The organism is Pseudomonas sp. NFPP24 (assembly GCF_900112095.1).
GTDB classification, from domain to species: domain Bacteria; phylum Pseudomonadota; class Gammaproteobacteria; order Pseudomonadales; family Pseudomonadaceae; genus Aquipseudomonas; species Aquipseudomonas extremorientalis.
Genome location: NZ_FOKD01000020.1, coordinates 28,697 through 44,927, shown reverse-complemented (window position 1 = coordinate 44,927; position 16,231 = coordinate 28,697). Strand labels below are relative to the sequence as shown.

The following is a 16,231-nucleotide window of genomic DNA, read 5'->3' as shown; positions in this document are numbered from 1 at the left end:
CAAAGACAGACGGCTAACCGCGACTGTCGTTGTGCCCCACCCAATCCAGAATCGCCTCGACCGACTGCTCCACCGAAAGCGCCTGGGTATTCAAGTGCACTTCAGGAAACACCGGCACGTCGTACTGGGAGTCGATCCCGGTGAAGTGTTTGATCTGGCCCGCACGGGCTTTTTTATACAGGCCCTTCGGATCACGTTGTTCAGCAACTTCCAACGGTGCATCCACATGCACTTCGACAAAAAACTCATTGCCGATGATCGAACGTGCGTAATGCCGACTGGCCGACGAAGGTGAAATCAGCGCGACAATCACCATCAGCCCCGCCTCCATCATCAAGCGGGCCACTTCGGCGACCCGCCGGATATTCTCATCGCGGTCGCTGTCGGTAAAACCCAGGTCGCGGCACAACCCGCCACGCACCGAGTCGCCATCAATGATCGCGGTGATCCGCCCCTGTTTCTGCAAGGCGATGTCCAACGCATCAGCGATGGTCGATTTGCCGGACGCCGAGATACCCGTCAGCCAGATGACCGCAGGCTTGGGCCCGCGTCCGGCGCGCCGATGGCTGAACGCAAACGCGTGCAGGTTCTGGCTTGGACTGTCTGGAAAATAACTCATGGCCGCACGCCCTCCTTCGCCGCAGTCGGCGGTTTACCCAACATGAACACCATCACGCATTGCACGAACAGCAACAGCGCAACCACCCAGTACACCGTCGAGAACGACCCGGTGAGGTCCTTGGAAAAGCCACCCAGAAAGTTGCCGCACACCCCGCCCAAGCCGATCAGCACATTGGCGATGCCAAAGGCCTGGGTCAGCCGGCTGACCGGCACGATCTGCCCGATGTAACTGGGGACCAGCCCGAAAATGGGGTAGAACGCCAGCGCAAACAGGAACGCGGCCAAGTAGAACAGCGGGAGGCTGTTGAAACTGAACACCAGGGTGGCGGCCAGTCCTGCACTGAGGAAACACATCGCCAGCGACGCCCGCACACCGACCTTGTCGGCAATCCACCCCACCAGAAAGCCCGAGGCCATGCCCACCGCACCGATGGTGGTCCAGATAAACCCGGCGTCTTGAACCGATACGCCCAATTCATCGCGCAGGAAGGGCGCCAGGTACGTCTGGAAAGGCAGCAATGCCATGCCATTGAGAAACGCGATGGCCCAGGTCAGATACAGCGAGCGGCTGAGCCACGGCTGGCGGCTGTCAAACGCTACGGCGCGCTCGCCGGCAAACCCGGTGTCCTGGCTCGCGGCCAGGTTGCGCAACAGAAACCAGGCCACCAGACACAGGGCCACCGAGATCAGGCCGGCAGTGAGCCAGATCGAGCGCCAGCCACCATTCAAGGTCAGGAACGACACCAGCAAGCCATTGATGAACACGCCATAGCTGGTGCCACTGGAGATCAGCCCCATGACCCGCGAGCGATTACCCGGGCTGAAGCCCTTGGTGACGATTTCCGCCAGCGGGATGTACACCGAGGCGGAGCAACCACCGAGCAGGATCAACAAGGCCCCCGACAACCAGATGCTGTCGCTGACGCTCAGGCCCAGCAGCGCCAGGGACGTCATCACGGTGGACACCAGGCTGATTTTCCAGCCGTCGAAGAAACGGCTGATGTAACTGGTCACCGACGAAAACAGCAGGAAGCCAATCTGCGCGCCGCCGGTGATCAGGCCCACCGTGGTGTAGTCGAAGCCGATGTCGCGGCGCATGTCCACGACAAGGTTGGCGAACAGGTAAACCCCAAAGCCGTAGGTACTGGCCACGAACCCGGTGAGGACGATCGCCAGCACGACACTGTCCAATGGGCGGGCATTGCTCTGTACGAGTGTGCTCATCAAGCCTCCCTATTCGGCGCGCGCAGTGTGGATGACAAAATCACAATCCATCATGTCGTAGTCACGCTCGAAATCACCGTAGCTTTCATGGTCGGTAAATCCGGACTTGAGCACTTCCCCCTTCAACTCCCCCGGCAACAGGGGGTAAACCTGCAGCCTGTACTGCTGCGCATCATCGAAGGAATAGATGAACTCACACAGGCGTTCATCGACCTGGCCCAAGCTCACCGAAGCGTTCGTACCGCAGTAATAGTAATGACCGCTGGCTTTGAATTTACCGGCACGGATGGCGAAGAAATTGCGCTGGTCCACAATCAGCAACCCGCCCGGCTTGAGCAAGGCCCTGAATTTCGCCAGCACCCTCAATCGATCATGCGCTTCAAACACATGGCACAGCGAACTGCCCAGGCACACCACGGCGTCGAATTGCCCCAGTTCCTGTGGATCCAGTGAATGCCAGTCACGGTAATGGGACTGGATATCCAGGCCATGTTTGCGAAAGTTCGCCCGCGCCTTGGTCAACATGGTGCTGCTGCCATCGGTGGCGACCACGTCAAAGCCGGCCTGCTTGAGCTGGACGGCATGAAAACCACTGCCGGTCGAGACGTCGATCACCGACTGCACGCCGTGGCTTCGCAACAGGTTTTCAAAGAACCCGCCCTCCCCCGCCTTACGCTTCTCCCAATCGATCAACTCATCCCAACGTTCGACAAATTCCGTCGAGTACTGCGCGGAGTAACTGGCCACGTCGTTGTGCTTGTTTCTGGTCATCTGATTCATGACATACCTACCAGGTCGAATTCTTGAAGGACAGGTACTTGCTCGCCAACTCACGGGCAAACTCGGCGGACTGTTCGATGGACATGCTGTGCTTGGAGTAGCCCAGCATCGATTGCATGAAGGCCATGCACTGCGGGTTGTACGTGACGGAACCATCGCAATGGATTTCGTCGATGCCGTCCTGGCTCTGGCAGATGCTGTTGATGCGCACCGCCTCATCCCGTGGGCAGGCCTCGGAGAACTGCACCTCGATCCGCCCCTCATGCAGCCGCACCGGATAGCCACCCGGAAGCCCAAGTGGGCCAGGCGCATGCACCCACGCCGGCGTGGTTGAAAACAGCCCTTCGATAACCGTGACGGCGGAGCACGCGGTCAGGAATTGCCCATCCACCCCGCCCAGGCGACGGAACTCGGATTTGACCGTAGAAAAAATCGCCTCGGCCGGCAGGCGGGCCACCTGCGGGCGGTCGCGCACTTCATACAACAGGCGGTAGCTGGCACGCGGTGGCAGGCCACCGCGCGGCACGTAGTGGCTGAAGTAGTGCTGGGCATACAACTGCACCTGCACATCGGCGGGCGAACATTCGAGCAACCGCGCAATGGAAAGACGCACGGCGGGAATCAGGTTGGCCACATTCCCCACACCGATATCGGGTGCCAGGCCGACGCGAGCCAGGATCGGGTTGACCGCATCGGGGAACGCCGCGTTGACGGTTTTGGCCGAGATGCCGGAAGCCTTCACCGCCTGCATCAGGCAGTGCATCAACGTCAGGTGCATGGGCAGCCATGGCCCGAACTGGGCCTGGTCGAGCTTTTCGAACGACAACTTGGGCAAACCGGTAATCACCCGCCACGACTGCAGCGACGCGCAGTTCACCAGGATATCCGGGGCTTCTTCACGCAGTAGCTGCGTCACCCGGCCGATGTCCGTGAGGTCAGCAATCACCGGCCTGATAGCAATGAATTGCCCCAGTTGCGCGCACGACAGCGCCACCAGGTTGCACAGCCGGATCGTCGCCTCTTCATTGCGCCCCAACACCACAAACTCGAACGCGTTTTTCGGCCCGAGAATCTTGAGGATCTGCAGGCACAGGTTGCCGGCGCCCACCAGCAGCAGTTTTTTCTTGCGCATCGAATGACTCACCGTGGGTAGGCTCCGTTGTCGACCGAAATCACCCTGCCGGTGCTGTGACGCAGGGCATCGCCGACCAGCAGCAAGATGACCTCGGCCACGCCGCCAGGCTGGATCGGATCCTTGAGGACTTCCTGGCGTGCGTACTCGGCGCGGCGGTATTCGGGGATGGTGTCGTAGATGGCGGTGTCATGGATCAGCGCCGGGGACACCGCGTTTACCCGTACGAACGGCGCAAAGTTCCAGGCGTTGGCCTTGGTCAGGCCGATCACCGCCGCCTTGGTGGCACCGTAGAGGGCATCGCAGCTGCCCACTTCACCGGCCACCGAAGCAATGTTGACGATGCTGCGCGGGGCTTCGTGGGTCATTTCCCGTTCGGCGAAGTCCTTGGACAGATACACCAGTGCCTTGAGATTGACGGTGAGGATCTCGTCGATCTGCTCATCGGAATAGGCGTAGACACTTTTACCGTGATAAAGCCCGGCGTTATTGACCAAGCCATAAACGGTTGCATGACGCTTATACAGTTCAGGAATAAAACCCTTGATAACCGCCATATCGGAAAAGTCGGCGATATGCGCTTCAAATACTTCAGCACCGTAAAGCCGCTGCAACACGTTGAGGCCTTCGGCATCCTTGTCGGCGCCGATAACGAAGTAACCCTGTTGAATCGCCATTTCCACCGTGGCCCGACCAATGCCATTGGCCGCCCCGGTAACAATCAACTTCTTCATACAACCATCCTTATTGGCAAAATTCGTTCATGCGCGCGTAGAAAGTCCGATGGTATTCATACATCGATTTTAACTTCGGGTATTGGTCGAAGGCTTTCATATCGATGTGGTGGTTATCCGGCGTCACAATGCGCTCACTGTTTTCCGCCGCAGCATGCCAACGACGCCAGGTTTTCCATTGTTGCGGACACTCTCGCTTCCACGTCATGGCATGCGGCAGAAACTCAATGCCCAAGTAATCACACAACTTACGAATCACCCGTTCCGGTTCAGCGGCCAGATCATCGGCGTTAATCACATAAGGCACTTTGCCCGTGAGTTTTGTGACCACGCAAAAGATCTCGTACAGCGCTTTATGCCCAATGGCCTGCAACGGCATATCCGGGTGCACCCGATGATGGGAAATAATGCTGCTGGCCGGCTCGCGGATAAGAAAGATATTGTCCTGTTGCGCGAGAAACTCACTGTCAACTTTCAAATTATCCAGACAGTGGTAACACATGTCTTTATGAAATACGTGTGTGCGCTCACGGGCGATCAACAGATGCTGTTTTATACCCTGGTACGTCGTGGGCAAACTGTGATCCCACTCATCCGACGGGATCGCCGAGTCCTCGGAAAACGCCATGTGCGCAAAGGGCTCATGGAAAACCTCAAAATCGCCCCTCTCGATAAACACACGTTCCAGCACGGTGGAGCGCGAACGTGGGTGGGCCCACAACCCGATCATCCGGTTCATGCGACCACCCCGAATTCAGCGGCCAGCAGTGCGTTGAGCGCGCGCTTGAAAGGCTTGGTCACCGGGCAAAGCCGCACGCAGTAATCGGTCAGGCGTCGGTGCGCGCTGTTGGCTTCGTTGCAGGCGTTGATAAACGCCTCATGGTTGCCAAAGTCATACGGCTCGATGCTGTCGACAAAGTAGGCTTCGTAGAAATACGGGATACGGATCAGCTTGGCGAAGGTCGACGCGGGCGGTTTCTGTGGTTTCAAGGCGGGCACTACCGGTTTGCCGTGGCTTTCGCGCTCGATGAGGAACTCCACCACATCCGGCGTCAGCGTGTAGCAGGTTGCCGCATGCCCGGTCTTTTCCAGGTGCCAGCAATGCTTGTTGCCTCGCTCGTCCACATCGACTTTGATACTGGACAGCAAGGTTTTGACCGGCACGCTCGCGGCCGCCACCAACGCCTGGACCTGCTCGTAGATCATCAGCTCGGCCCAGCGCAGCTCCTCGGCGCTGAATGCCAGGCCACGCTCCGCGGCCTGCAGCGTGAGTTCGGGCTGACAGGCGAAACGCCCGATCATGAAGGTGATCACGTACTTGCAGTGGGCAGTGTCGATACCGTTGCTGCGCGCGGTCGCCATGCCCCGCTCGATGGCCTGGATGCCGGCCTGGAACTGCGCAACCGTGAAGCAGAAGGTGATATTGATCGACGCGCCCTGGGCGGCCAGTTGCTCGACGGTCAACAACCCCTCCAGGCTGCCCGGCACCTTGACCATCACATTCGGTGCGAGGCGATGCAGTTCCAGGCCCCTGAAGGTCATGCGCTCGGTGCAGCGCACATCCACCGGGTCGACCTGGGCGGAAATCCAGCCTTCGACCTGTGCCGATTGAACCCACAACGGCTGGAGCGCCGACGCCCCCTCAACGATGACCTCGTTGTACAACTGCTTGTGCAATTCGCTGGGAGTCAGGCTCGCCAGGTTGAAGCGCGACGACCAGTACTCGCGTTTTTCAAGGATAACAGCGGTCACCAGCCGGGGATTGGTGGTCACGCTGCACAAGCCCCGGGGCTGGGAGAAATCGTCTGGCATCAACGCATCTATATAAGCTGCGGCGGCCGGGTACTTATCCAGCAGGTGCTGTTTGTAAGGCAGATAAACGGCAGGCGAAGAATCCCACCATAGCTGTGAAGATTGATCGTTGCGTTTAAGTCTTTCCAGGTAACCCAGTGTGTTCACAACGCCTCCTCCCTGAGTAATAAGATCAATTAAAAATCGCCAGTACTTCACGCATGTCGGCGATCGGTAATGCGCCGGCAGCCGCCAACTGTGCACGCCGGTGCGGTGGACCAAAACCCAAAACCCTTATATTGGCAGCGACGGCCGCCTGAATACCCGTAACACTGTCTTCAATAACCAGCGCATCAGTAACGGCAATATCGTAAGTGTCACAAGCCGTCAAAAACACCAACGGATCTGGCTTCCAGCGACCCAGTTCATAACAACTGAATATTCGCCCTTCGAAATAAGAAAACAGACCGGCAGTACGCAAGCAGTGTTCTATCTTGCTACGGGGTGCGCTGGAGGCAACGCAATACGGGACCCGCAAACTGTCCAGCACTTCAACAATCCCATCCGTCGCTTTTAAATCAAGCGTCAAGGCATCCAGCGCGCGCTGACGAAAGTGTTGCTCAAACTCATTGTCCAAATGAATATCTAAAATACATTCAGCTTCACGCAAACACTCCGCAATTCTGCGTCCGCGGAAGTGTTCGATAAAACGTGTCACATCAAGTGTCGCACTGCCAGGTGCACGTGCATTTAGCATGGAGATCAACACAGACAGGGTGATCTCTTCACTTTGGACGAGTACACCGTCGCAATCGAAGATCACTAACTTAGGCATGCCAACTAAGGCAGCGGTTTTTCCCTGAACTGGTAGTTCCCCTATATCGGCCGAAAGGCACATAGATACCTCTTGTAAGTGGCCCCGCGATGACTTCCGAACTACCAACGGAGCGGGTTGAGGTGTGCCTATAAGACACGGGCACAAAAAGCCTGTCAAACGCTTTTAAGCGGTTTTTTAGTATCTTATGGTTATTTTTTATAGTTCTGTTATTCCATTTTCCACCATGGTTGTAGTCGCTAAATTCACACGGCTGAACTTCCCTTGCGCACCGTCAGTCAGCTACTTGAACTCACGAAATAAAGGTCGGTGAGCAATGCGTATCTCGTTGGAGCAACAAGTGGCGCTGGTAACCGGCGCCAGTTCCGGAATCGGCGCCGGCGCGGCCAAGGCTCTGGCACAAGCCGGAGCGGCCGTGGTGCTGAATTACAACAGCCAGGCTGCCCCGGCCGAGGCATTGGCCAGGCAGATCAACGCCGAGGGTGGCCGGGCGATTGCCATCGGCGCCAACGTCTCTATAGAAGAAGAGGTAGAACAGCTGTTTGCCCAGGCCCTCGATGCCTTCGGCCACCTGGACATCCTGGTGGCCAACTCCGGCCTGCAGAAGGACGCCAACCTGGTGGACATGAGCCTGGACGACTGGAATACGGTGATTGGCGTCAACCTCACCGGCCAGTTCCTGTGTGCCCGGGCGGCCGTGCGCATTTTCAACCGCCAGGGCGTGCGCGAGGGTGTGTCGCGGGCAGCCGGCAAAATCATCCACATGAGCTCGGTGCACCAGCTGATCCCCTGGGCCGGGCATGTGAACTACGCAGCGTCCAAGGGCGGCGTGGAAATGCTGATGCGCACCCTCGCCCAGGAAGTCAGCGAACAGCGCATCCGCATCAATGGCATTGCGCCGGGAGCGATCCGTACGGCGATCAATCGTGCGGCCACTGAAGGCGCCGCAGAGAAGGAACTGCTGAAGCTGATTCCCTATGGACGGGTCGGCGATGTGGAAGACGTGGCCAACGCCGTGGTGTGGCTGGCCAGTGATGCGTCCGACTACGTCGTGGGCAGCACACTCTTTATTGATGGCGGCATGAGCCTGTATCCGGAGTTCCGTGGCAATGGTTGATTTGAAGAACGAGCAACAAAGCCCCATCGATGCCCACGGCATCATCGGCGACATGCGCAGCGCGGCACTGGTGAACGACAAAGGCAGCATCGACTTCTTCTGCTGGCCGGAATTCGACAGCCCGTCGATCTTCTGCTCGCTGCTGGACAGCCCCGATGCCGGCATCTTCCAGCTCACCCCGGACCTGCCCAACGCGCGCCGTGAGCAGATCTACCTGCCCGACACCAACGTGCTGCAAACCCGCTGGCTCAGCGACGACGCCGTGGTAGAGATCACCGACCTGCTGGCCATCAGCGAAGAAATCGACGACCTGCCACTGCTGATACGCCGGGTGCGGGTGGTCAGCGGCACGGCCGAGATTCATCTGCGCTGCGCCGTGCGGCATGACTATGCGTGCACGCCCACACACGCGACCGTCGACAACGGCACCGTATGCTTCAGTGCCGACGGCCAGCCCGGCCTGCGCCTGTCCGGCAGCCATCCGCTGCAGATCCAGGACGGCGCTGCCGTAGCCCGCTTCACCCTGGACCAGGACGAAGGTGCCGAGTTCGTCCTCGGCGGCCAGGACGACGAACGCGTAGACAGCGGTTGCACCGACCTGGCCCTGGCCCACACCTTGAAATTCTGGCGCGGCTGGATCGCGCAATCGAACTACCGTGGGCGCTGGCGCGAAATGGTCAACCGCTCGGCCCTGGCCCTCAAGCTGCTGACGTCGCGCAAACATGGCGCAATCATCGCCGCCGCCACCTTCGGCCTGCCGGAAAGCCCCGGCGGAGAGCGCAACTGGGACTATCGCTACACCTGGATCCGCGATGCGTCGTTCACCGTCTACGCCTTCATGCGCCTGGGTTTTGTCGACGAGGCCAACGCCTATATGCGCTGGCTCAAGGGCCGCGTCAGTGACTGCTGCGGCCAGCCGACCAAGATCAATATCCTGTACGGCATCGACGGTCGCCAGGAGCTGCCGGAAGCCGAGTTGGAGCACTTCAAAGGCCATGGCGGCGCGAAGCCGGTGCGCATCGGCAACGGCGCGTTCGACCAGATCCAGCTGGACATCTATGGCGAGCTGATGGACGCGGTGTACCTGGTCAACAAGTACGGCGAAGCCATCTCCCACGAGGGCTGGAAGCACACAGTGGAAGTCGCCGACCAGGTCTGCGAAATCTGGAATACCGAGGATGTGGGTATCTGGGAGATGCGCGGCGAACAGCACCACTTCCTGCACTCGCGGCTGATGTGCTGGGTGGCGCTGGACCGTGCCATCCGCCTGGCATCCAAGCGCTCGCTGCCGGCGCCGTTCGCGCGCTGGGACCAGACCCGCCAGGCGATCTACGCGGATATCTGGAGCAACTTCTGGAACGAGGAACGCGGGCATTTCGTGCAGCATATCGGCAGCACGGCGCTGGACGGTTCGATGCTGCTGATGCCGTTGGTGCGCTTTGTCGCGGCGACCGATCCGCGCTGGCTCTCGACCCTGGAAGCGATCCAGAAAAGCCTGGTGCGCGACGGCATGGTCTACCGCTACCGCAACGACGACAGCCAGATCGACGGCCTGCAAGGCACCGAAGGCGCGTTTGCGGCCTGCTCGTTCTGGTACGTCGAATGCCTGGCCCGCGCCGGCCAGGTGGAAAAGGCCCACCTGGAGTTCGAACAACTGCTGCGCTACGCCAACCCCCTGGGGCTGTACGCCGAAGAGTTCGACAACCAGGCCCGGCACCTGGGCAATACGCCCCAGGCCTTGAGCCACTTGGCGTTGATCAGCGCGGCGACGTTCCTGGACCGCAAGCTCAGCGGGGAGAAAACCACCTGGCAACCCTGAAATAGCCTGTGCACAATGGGCAGCCCTCCAGGCCACGGACAGGAACACCATGCGCCAGGTATTGCTGATCATCGATGTGCAACCCTCGTTCAACCCTCCCGCGTGGCTGGTGGACGGCATCAATGCCCTGCTGGGCCGCATGCCGTCAATCGCCACCGTGGAGCGTCACGACGAGAGCATTACCCCCTTCGCCCGTCAACTCGGCTGGCAACCGGCGCCGGATGACCAAAGCCTGATTGCGGCGGATCGTATCTTCATCAAGCACGGCTACGCGCCAACGCCCGAGACGGTTGCCTACCTGAAAAACATGGGGCCCGAGCGCGTGCTGGTGTGCGGCATCCAGACCGACACCTGCGTGCTGGCGGCGGGGTTTGCGTTGTTTGATGCCGGGTTGCAGCCGACGTTGATCAGCGATCTGACGATAGGCTCGTCGCTGGACAGGTCCGGGCAGTTGGGGGTGGACTTGTGGCGGCATCACTTTGGGCACGTGGTTGATCGAGACCAGGTCGCTGCCACCTTATGACCCCCTTTCCTACCCTGCACACTCAACGCCTGCAACTGCGGGAGCTGGTGCCCAAGGATGCCCCAGCGCTGTTCGCCATCTACCGTGATACCGACAGCATGCGCTGGTTCGGCGCAGACCCGATGGCCAATATTGCCCAGGCAAAGCGCCTGGTCGAGACCTTTGCCCAATGGCGTACCCAACCGAATCCCGGGACTCGCTGGGGGCTTGAGTTCGAGGGCCGATTGATCGGCAGTTGTGGCTTGTTCAAGTGGAACCAGGGATGGAACAGTTGCTCGCTGGCCTGTGAGCTAGCACCGCAATTCCGAGGCCAGGGTCTGATGAGCGAAGCGCTGCGCACCGCGCTGGAATGGGGTTTCAGGCAGATGTATCTGCAGCGGGTGGAAGCGCTGGTTCATCCACATAATCACGCGTCCCGCGCGTTGCTGGAGCGTCTTGGCTTCAAAGCCGAAGGAAAAATGCGAGAAGCCGGATTCTGGAACGGCCAGCGACATGATCTTGAAGTGCTGGGGCTGCTGGCGCGGGAATGGCCGTATCGATCCAGACTGGACAAGTAAGCCCGCGGTCCCAAAAACCACCTCTTCCCGTCACACCTTTCGGCTAGAGTTCCAGCATCTCTGGCCATTTGGTGAACCATGACCATGACCCCCCCACGGCTCCACGTACGCACTTCAATGCTCGATATGGCCTATGAAGCCCACGGCCCCATCGACGGCCAACCGGTGATCCTGCTGCACGGTTTTCCCTACGACCCACGTGCCTATGACGCGATTGCCCCGGTACTGGCCGGGCATGGCTGCCGTGTGCTGGTGCCGTACCTGCGCGGTTACGGCCCGACACGGTTTATCAATGCGCAGGTAATGCGTTCAGGGCAGCAGGCGGCGCTGGCCAAGGACCTGCTGGACTTCATGGATGCGCTGGCGATCCCGCAGGCCACGCTGGCCGGGTACGACTGGGGCGGGCGCGCCGCGTGTATCGTCGCGGCGCTGTGGCCCGAGCGCGTGCATGGGTTGGTGACCGGGGATGGCTACAACATCCAGGACATCGCCCAGTCGCTGAAGCCCAGGGCACCTGTGACGGAACATCGCTTGTGGTACCAGTACTACTTTCATACCCCGCGCGGTGTGGACGGCTTGACCGCCAACCGGGGCGAGTTGTGCAAGCTGTTGTGGTCGCTGTGGTCGCCGTCCTGGGCCGAGGGGCCGGGGCTGTATGCGCAGACGGCAGCTTCGTTTGATAACCCGGATTTTGTCGAGGTGGTGATTCACTCCTACCGCCACCGCTTCATGTACGCACCTGGCGACCCGGCGCTGGAAGCCATCGAGCAGGCACTGGCGTTGCAACCGGCGATCTCGGTGCCGAGCATTTCATTGTGCGGTGCCGATGATGGCGTGGGTCCGCCGCCCGAAGTGGATGACGACGTGGAGCATTTCAGCGGGCTTTACCAGCGCCGGGTGTTGCCGGGCGTGGGTCACAACATCCCTCAGGAAGCGCCGCAAGCCACACTGGACGCGGTGTTGGAATTGCTCGGCGAAAAACGTTCACGATAAGCCTGAGGCGTCACCGACAAGGCGCGCAGAAAGCTGCGACGCAGGGTTTCCTCGCAACCGAACCCACATTGCACCGCAATGCGTTTGACCGACGCCGTGCTATCGGCCAATTGCCGACGCGCGGTTTCGACGCGGATGAGCTCGACGGCACGCGCCGGGGTCTGGCCGGTTTCGGCGCGGTAGTGGCGTACAAAGCTACGCTCGCTCATGCCGGCCTGGGCGGCCAGGGTCGAAATATTCAAATCCAGGGTGAGGTGTTCGGCTATCCAGGCGTGCAGTTCGGCGAAGCGGCTGTCATCTTTTTGCAGGGACAGCGTCACGCTGAATTGCGACTGGCCACCGGGGCGCTTGAGAAACACCACCAGGTGCCGCGCCACTTCCAGGGCCACGGCGCGGCCCAGGTCCTCCTCCACCAGCGCCAGGCACAGGTCGATACCGGCGGTGACACCGGCGGAGGTCCAGACGGCGCCCTGCTGGATGAAGATCGGGTTGGACTCCACCGTCAGCGCAGGGAACTTGCGCGCCAACTCTTCACAACGGGTCCAGTGGGTGGCGACGCGGCAGCCGTCGAGCAGACCGCTGGCGGCCAACAGGAAAGCGCCGGTGCACACCGAGGTCATGCGCCGGGTATATCTGGCTTTCGCACGCACCCAGTCCACCAGCGCCGGGTCTTCGGCGGCGCCGTACACGCCCCAGCCGCCGGCAATCACCAGCGTATCGCACGGCGCATCGACAGCGGGCAGCGTCTCGGCGACCAGCGCCAGACCGGCGGAGGTCATCACCGGCTGCGATTGCGCGGCGATCACCGATACCGCGTAAGGCAAAGGTTCGCCGCGCTGGCGCGCCAGGTCATTGGTGGAGGCGAACACCTGCAGCGGCCCGGTGACGTCGAGCACCTGGGCGTTATCGAAAGCGAGTACATGGACGATTCGAGGCATGATTGGCGTGATTCGTGGGCTTAATGGCGCATCCGCCAAAGCCTAGGCCTCTAGAGTGAAGCCGTCCACCCCTTTATCGGAGCTTCATTCATGACCTTGCAGATCGGCTTTCTGTTGTTCCCCGGCATCCAGCAACTGGACCTTACCGGCCCTTACGACGTGCTCGGTTCCCTGCCGGACGTGAAGTTGCACCTGGTGTGGAAAGACCTGGCCCCCGTCACCTCCAGCACCGGCCTGGTGTTCACCCCGACCATGGCCTATGCCGACTGCCCGCCCTTGGATGTGATCTGCGTGCCCGGCGGTTCCGGCGTCGGCGCGTTGATGGAAGACCCGCAGACCCTGGATTTCCTCAAGGCCCAGGCACAAACCGCACGCTACGTGACCTCGGTGTGTACCGGCTCGCTGGTGCTCGGTGCGGCGGGTTTACTGCGCGGACGCAAGGCGACGACACACTGGGCCTACCACGACCTGCTCGCCCCGCTCGGCGCCATTCCTGTGCAAGAGCGCGTGGTACGCGATGGCAACCTGCTGACCGGTGGCGGCATCACTGCCGGGATCGACTTCGCCCTGACCCTCGCGGCAGAGTTGTACAGCGAAGCAGCGGCGCAGTTGGTGCAACTGCAGATTGAATACGCGCCGGCACCGCCGTTCGATGCCGGTCGCCCGGACACCGCCCCCAGGCATGTGCTGGACGAGGCCAACAAGCGCACCGCCGAATCGCGCAGGGTACGCGGGGAGATCGTCGCACGGGCAGCTGCTCGGTTGGGTTGATACGCTTTCTCTGTGGCGAGCGGGCTTGCCACAAAAAGCTGGCCCAACACGTTTAGTCAGGCCGGACGCGACATCACCGCCAGGCGCACCGCCAGCACTGTCAGCACCGTCGCCAGACCCCACTTCTGCAACCAGGCGCCTTTCGAGCGCCTGGCGAAGAACCGGCTCAGCGCCCCGCCAGACATGCCCAGCAGCAGATGAAACACGCCCGCAATCAGGGTCAACACGCCCCCCAACACCATCAACTGCACTGCGATGGACCCCGCCTCGGGCCTCACGAACTGTGGCAGGAACACCACAAAAAACAGCAGCGCCTTAGGGTTGAGCAAACTGTTGAGCATGGCTTGCAGGAACACCCGGCCCAGCGGCACCCGGCTGACGGGGCCAGCATCCACCCCAGGTTTTTTCTGCAAGGTCTTGAACACCAGCCACAGCAGGTAGATCACACCCGCATACCGGATCACGTCAAAGGATGGCGGCCAACTGGCAACCAGCGCCGTCACCCCGGTGGCGGTCAAGGCGGTCAGCAGCACGTCGGCCACGCCAATGCCCAGGGCAGACGCCATCCCGCCGCGCCAGCCGTGGGTCACGCCGTGGCTGATCACAAAGGCCATGTTCGGCCCCGGGGACAACAGCAACAGCAGCACAGCACCGGAAAAAACCGCCAGGGTCGCCAGGTCGATCATGCTCAAGCCTTCCACCGAGAAAAGCCTGCAGATTAGTCGGTGCACCGGCGGCAAACAAAAAATTGTGCTGGATACAGTGCGCGCCGGGAATTGCGAAGGGCCACGACCAACGTCTAGAATGCGAAACATTATCAATTAAGACAGCTGTGCCAGGATGCCCATGTCGAGCGATCACCCACTGGACCACGCCGCCATCGGCCAGCTTTACCACGCCCATCATTCCTGGCTGCGCGGCTGGTTGAGCCGGCGCACCGGGTGCCGTGAACACGCCGCCGACCTGGCCCAGGAAACCTTCGTGCGCCTGCTCAATGCGCGCAAACAGCAAACCTTGCAGCAGCCGCGCGCCTACCTGAGCAGCATCGCCCGCAGCCTGATGATCGACCAGTACCGCCGCCGCGAACTGGAGCGCGCCTACCTGGAAAGCCTTGCGCATTTTCCGCAACTCGAAGTGCCGTCGGAAGAAACCCGCCTGCTCATTCTCGATAGCCTGGAACGCATCGACCGCTTGCTCGACCAGCTCAAGCCGCGGGTGCGCGAAGCCTTCCTGCTGGCGCAACTGGACGGCCTGACCTGTGCGCAGATTGCCCTGCGCCTGGGTGTGTCCAAGGCCACGGTGGAACGTGACTTGTCCAAAGCGCTGCATGCCTGTTACCGCTTGCGTTATGCCGAAGGCTGACCCGCGCCTGGTGGACCAGGCCATCCAGTGGATGATCACGCTGCGCTTCAACGTGGCCGACGACGCCAGCACCGCCGCGTTCGAACGCTGGCTGCACACCAGCGCCGAGCACCAGTTGGTGTGGCAGCGGGTGGCCGCAATGAATGACGATTTCAGCCAACTGCCGCCCCAGGTCGGCCGGCACGCCCTGCGCGGCGCGCGCCGACACATCTCCCGTCGTGAAGGCTTGAAACTGCTCGGCCTGGTTGCGGGTGCGGCCGGTTTGACCTGGCTCGGCCGCGACTACACGCCACTGCCTGCACTGATGGCCGACTACCGCACGGCCACCGGCGAGCGGCGCTGGGTGGCGCTGGACGATGGCAGCCGGATCCAGTTGAACAGCGCCAGCGCCCTCGACACGGCCTTCGATAAAGAGCGTCGCCTGGTGCGTTTGCGCCAGGGTGAAATACTGGTCAACACCGGCACCGATCACCGACCGTTCTGGGTACAGACCCGCGACGGCTACCTGCGCACCCTTGGCACGCGTCTGCTGGTCCGCGAAGAAGCCCAAGGCACACAGCTGGCGGTGCAACAGGGCACGGTGGCGGTGTTTGCCGACAGCCATGCGGGCAATGCCCGCCAGGTACTCAAGCCTGGCGAGCAGGTGTTGTTCAATCGCAGCGGCATTCGTCCGGTTGTCGGCAACGGCCTTGACCCCTGGGCCTGGAGCGACGGCGTGATCAGCGCCCAGGCGATGCGGCTGGACGACTTCCTCGCCGAACTGGCGCGCTATCGCAACGGCCTGGTGCGCTGCAGCGAGGCGGTGGCTGGGCTGCGAGTGTCGGGGACTTATCAACTGGACGACACCGATCAAGTGCTGGGCCTGATCGCGCAATCACTCAAGCTCGATCTCACGTACCGCAGCCGCTATTGGGTGACGGTTTCCGCGCGCGCGTAACCGCTCAAAAATAAATGAGGTGAATTCTCATTGCCGTTCGACCTGTAAGGAAAGGCCGATCAACAGGCCGGTTCTGTCCACTTCCTTCAGGAGCACC

General features: G+C 61.0%; 18 protein-coding genes. 8 read left to right on the top strand and 10 right to left on the bottom strand.

What is annotated here, in order from left to right:
• Positions 1-13 precede the first annotated feature (13 nt).
• Genes cysC through BM026_RS28010 form a run of 8 tightly spaced genes read right to left on the bottom strand, consistent with a single transcriptional unit; the run spans position 14 to position 7,180 of the window.
• A complete protein-coding gene (gene cysC / locus BM026_RS28045) occupies positions 14-619 on the bottom strand; it encodes an adenylyl-sulfate kinase (protein WP_093513815.1) in 606 nt (201 codons plus the stop codon).
• The gene (locus BM026_RS28040) at positions 616-1,845 is read right to left on the bottom strand and encodes an MFS transporter (RefSeq protein WP_092249591.1); all 1,230 of its coding nucleotides are present in this window, start codon (positions 1,843-1,845) and stop codon (positions 616-618) included. Before BM026_RS28040 ends, cysC begins: the two co-directional genes overlap by 4 nt.
• Positions 1,846-1,854: 9 nt before the next feature.
• Positions 1,855-2,625: a class I SAM-dependent methyltransferase gene (locus tag BM026_RS28035; protein ID WP_071489708.1), complete on the bottom strand. Its 771-nt coding sequence runs from the start codon at positions 2,623-2,625 to the stop codon at positions 1,855-1,857.
• Between the two features lie 7 nt (positions 2,626-2,632).
• Positions 2,633-3,769 (bottom strand): SDR family oxidoreductase, encoded by a 1,137-nt coding sequence (locus tag BM026_RS28030; RefSeq protein WP_093530823.1) that lies wholly within the window; start codon positions 3,767-3,769, stop codon positions 2,633-2,635.
• Positions 3,766-4,491, bottom strand: coding sequence for an SDR family NAD(P)-dependent oxidoreductase (locus BM026_RS28025; protein ID WP_093127098.1), 726 nt, complete (start codon positions 4,489-4,491; stop codon positions 3,766-3,768). The genes BM026_RS28030 and BM026_RS28025 overlap by 4 nt, the downstream gene beginning before the upstream one ends.
• A gap of 10 nt (positions 4,492-4,501) precedes the next feature.
• Positions 4,502-5,230 carry a sulfotransferase-like domain-containing protein gene (locus BM026_RS28020; protein ID WP_093530821.1) on the bottom strand — a complete coding sequence of 243 codons (729 nt, stop codon included), beginning with the start codon at positions 5,228-5,230 and terminating at the stop codon, positions 4,502-4,504.
• Complete coding sequence (locus tag BM026_RS28015; protein WP_093530819.1) at positions 5,227-6,450, bottom strand: transaldolase family protein; 1,224 nt, start codon at positions 6,448-6,450, stop codon at positions 5,227-5,229. Before BM026_RS28015 ends, BM026_RS28020 begins: the two co-directional genes overlap by 4 nt.
• 25 nt (positions 6,451-6,475) lie before the next feature.
• Positions 6,476-7,180 (bottom strand): HAD family hydrolase, encoded by a 705-nt coding sequence (locus BM026_RS28010; RefSeq protein WP_092249576.1) that lies wholly within the window; start codon positions 7,178-7,180, stop codon positions 6,476-6,478.
• Positions 7,181-7,433: 253 nt separating this feature from the next.
• Between BM026_RS28010 and BM026_RS28005 the strand changes: the two genes are divergently transcribed.
• The 5 genes from BM026_RS28005 to BM026_RS27985 all read left to right on the top strand — a co-directional run bounded on the left by BM026_RS28005 (position 7,434) and on the right by BM026_RS27985 (position 12,126).
• A complete protein-coding gene (locus BM026_RS28005; RefSeq protein ID WP_093127083.1) occupies positions 7,434-8,234 on the top strand; it encodes a glucose 1-dehydrogenase in 801 nt (266 codons plus the stop codon).
• The gene (locus BM026_RS28000; protein WP_092249569.1) at positions 8,227-10,053 is read left to right on the top strand and encodes a glycoside hydrolase family 15 protein; all 1,827 of its coding nucleotides are present in this window, start codon (positions 8,227-8,229) and stop codon (positions 10,051-10,053) included. The genes BM026_RS28005 and BM026_RS28000 overlap by 8 nt, the downstream gene beginning before the upstream one ends.
• A 49-nt stretch (positions 10,054-10,102) precedes the next feature.
• Positions 10,103-10,576: a cysteine hydrolase family protein gene (locus BM026_RS27995; RefSeq protein ID WP_092249565.1), complete on the top strand. Its 474-nt coding sequence runs from the start codon at positions 10,103-10,105 to the stop codon at positions 10,574-10,576.
• On the top strand, positions 10,573-11,133 hold the full coding sequence (locus BM026_RS27990; RefSeq protein ID WP_093530817.1) for a GNAT family N-acetyltransferase: 561 nt from the start codon (positions 10,573-10,575) through the stop codon (positions 11,131-11,133). Before BM026_RS27995 ends, BM026_RS27990 begins: the two co-directional genes overlap by 4 nt.
• 78 nt (positions 11,134-11,211) lie before the next feature.
• Positions 11,212-12,126: an alpha/beta fold hydrolase gene (locus BM026_RS27985; protein WP_093530815.1), complete on the top strand. Its 915-nt coding sequence runs from the start codon at positions 11,212-11,214 to the stop codon at positions 12,124-12,126.
• Here the strand turns inward: BM026_RS27985 and BM026_RS27980 are convergent.
• Entirely contained in the window at positions 12,060-13,064 is a 1,005-nt protein-coding gene (locus BM026_RS27980) for a GlxA family transcriptional regulator (protein ID WP_093127071.1), read from the bottom strand. The genes BM026_RS27985 and BM026_RS27980 overlap by 67 nt on opposite strands.
• Before the next feature lie 90 nt (positions 13,065-13,154).
• Between BM026_RS27980 and inhA the strand changes: the two genes are divergently transcribed.
• Complete coding sequence (inhA, locus tag BM026_RS27975; protein ID WP_092249555.1) at positions 13,155-13,835, top strand: isonitrile hydratase; 681 nt, start codon at positions 13,155-13,157, stop codon at positions 13,833-13,835.
• A 56-nt stretch (positions 13,836-13,891) separates the two neighbouring features.
• Here inhA and BM026_RS27970 read toward each other — a convergent pair whose 3' ends face one another.
• Positions 13,892-14,521: a LysE family translocator gene (locus BM026_RS27970; RefSeq protein WP_093513821.1), complete on the bottom strand. Its 630-nt coding sequence runs from the start codon at positions 14,519-14,521 to the stop codon at positions 13,892-13,894.
• A 160-nt stretch (positions 14,522-14,681) separates the two neighbouring features.
• On the opposite strand from BM026_RS27970, the gene BM026_RS27965 reads away from it, so the two are divergent.
• Together BM026_RS27965 and BM026_RS27960 are read left to right on the top strand one after the other, a co-directional pair.
• A complete protein-coding gene (locus BM026_RS27965; RefSeq protein ID WP_071489720.1) occupies positions 14,682-15,197 on the top strand; it encodes a sigma-70 family RNA polymerase sigma factor in 516 nt (171 codons plus the stop codon).
• Complete coding sequence (locus BM026_RS27960; RefSeq protein WP_092249549.1) at positions 15,184-16,134, top strand: FecR domain-containing protein; 951 nt, start codon at positions 15,184-15,186, stop codon at positions 16,132-16,134. Before BM026_RS27965 ends, BM026_RS27960 begins: the two co-directional genes overlap by 14 nt.
• The last annotated feature ends 97 nt before the right edge of the window (positions 16,135-16,231 follow it).

Coding starts and splice junctions, on each gene's coding strand:
- cysC (WP_093513815.1), bottom strand. CDS start 619: ATGAGTTATTTTCCAGACAGTCCAAGCCAGAACCTGCACGCGTTTGCG.
- BM026_RS28040 (WP_092249591.1), bottom strand. CDS start 1,845: ATGAGCACACTCGTACAGAGCAATGCCCGCCCATTGGACAGTGTCGTG.
- BM026_RS28035 (WP_071489708.1), bottom strand. CDS start 2,625: ATGAATCAGATGACCAGAAACAAGCACAACGACGTGGCCAGTTACTCC.
- BM026_RS28025 (WP_093127098.1), bottom strand. CDS start 4,491: ATGAAGAAGTTGATTGTTACCGGGGCGGCCAATGGCATTGGTCGGGCC.
- BM026_RS28020 (WP_093530821.1), bottom strand. CDS start 5,230: ATGAACCGGATGATCGGGTTGTGGGCCCACCCACGTTCGCGCTCCACC.
- BM026_RS28010 (WP_092249576.1), bottom strand. CDS start 7,180: ATGTGCCTTTCGGCCGATATAGGGGAACTACCAGTTCAGGGAAAAACC.
- BM026_RS28005 (WP_093127083.1), top strand. CDS start 7,434: ATGCGTATCTCGTTGGAGCAACAAGTGGCGCTGGTAACCGGCGCCAGT.
- BM026_RS28000 (WP_092249569.1), top strand. CDS start 8,227: ATGGTTGATTTGAAGAACGAGCAACAAAGCCCCATCGATGCCCACGGC.
- BM026_RS27995 (WP_092249565.1), top strand. CDS start 10,103: ATGCGCCAGGTATTGCTGATCATCGATGTGCAACCCTCGTTCAACCCT.
- BM026_RS27990 (WP_093530817.1), top strand. CDS start 10,573: ATGACCCCCTTTCCTACCCTGCACACTCAACGCCTGCAACTGCGGGAG.
- BM026_RS27985 (WP_093530815.1), top strand. CDS start 11,212: ATGACCATGACCCCCCCACGGCTCCACGTACGCACTTCAATGCTCGAT.
- BM026_RS27980 (WP_093127071.1), bottom strand. CDS start 13,064: ATGCCTCGAATCGTCCATGTACTCGCTTTCGATAACGCCCAGGTGCTC.
- inhA (WP_092249555.1), top strand. CDS start 13,155: ATGACCTTGCAGATCGGCTTTCTGTTGTTCCCCGGCATCCAGCAACTG.
- BM026_RS27970 (WP_093513821.1), bottom strand. CDS start 14,521: ATGATCGACCTGGCGACCCTGGCGGTTTTTTCCGGTGCTGTGCTGCTG.
- BM026_RS27965 (WP_071489720.1), top strand. CDS start 14,682: ATGTCGAGCGATCACCCACTGGACCACGCCGCCATCGGCCAGCTTTAC.
- BM026_RS27960 (WP_092249549.1), top strand. CDS start 15,184: ATGCCGAAGGCTGACCCGCGCCTGGTGGACCAGGCCATCCAGTGGATG.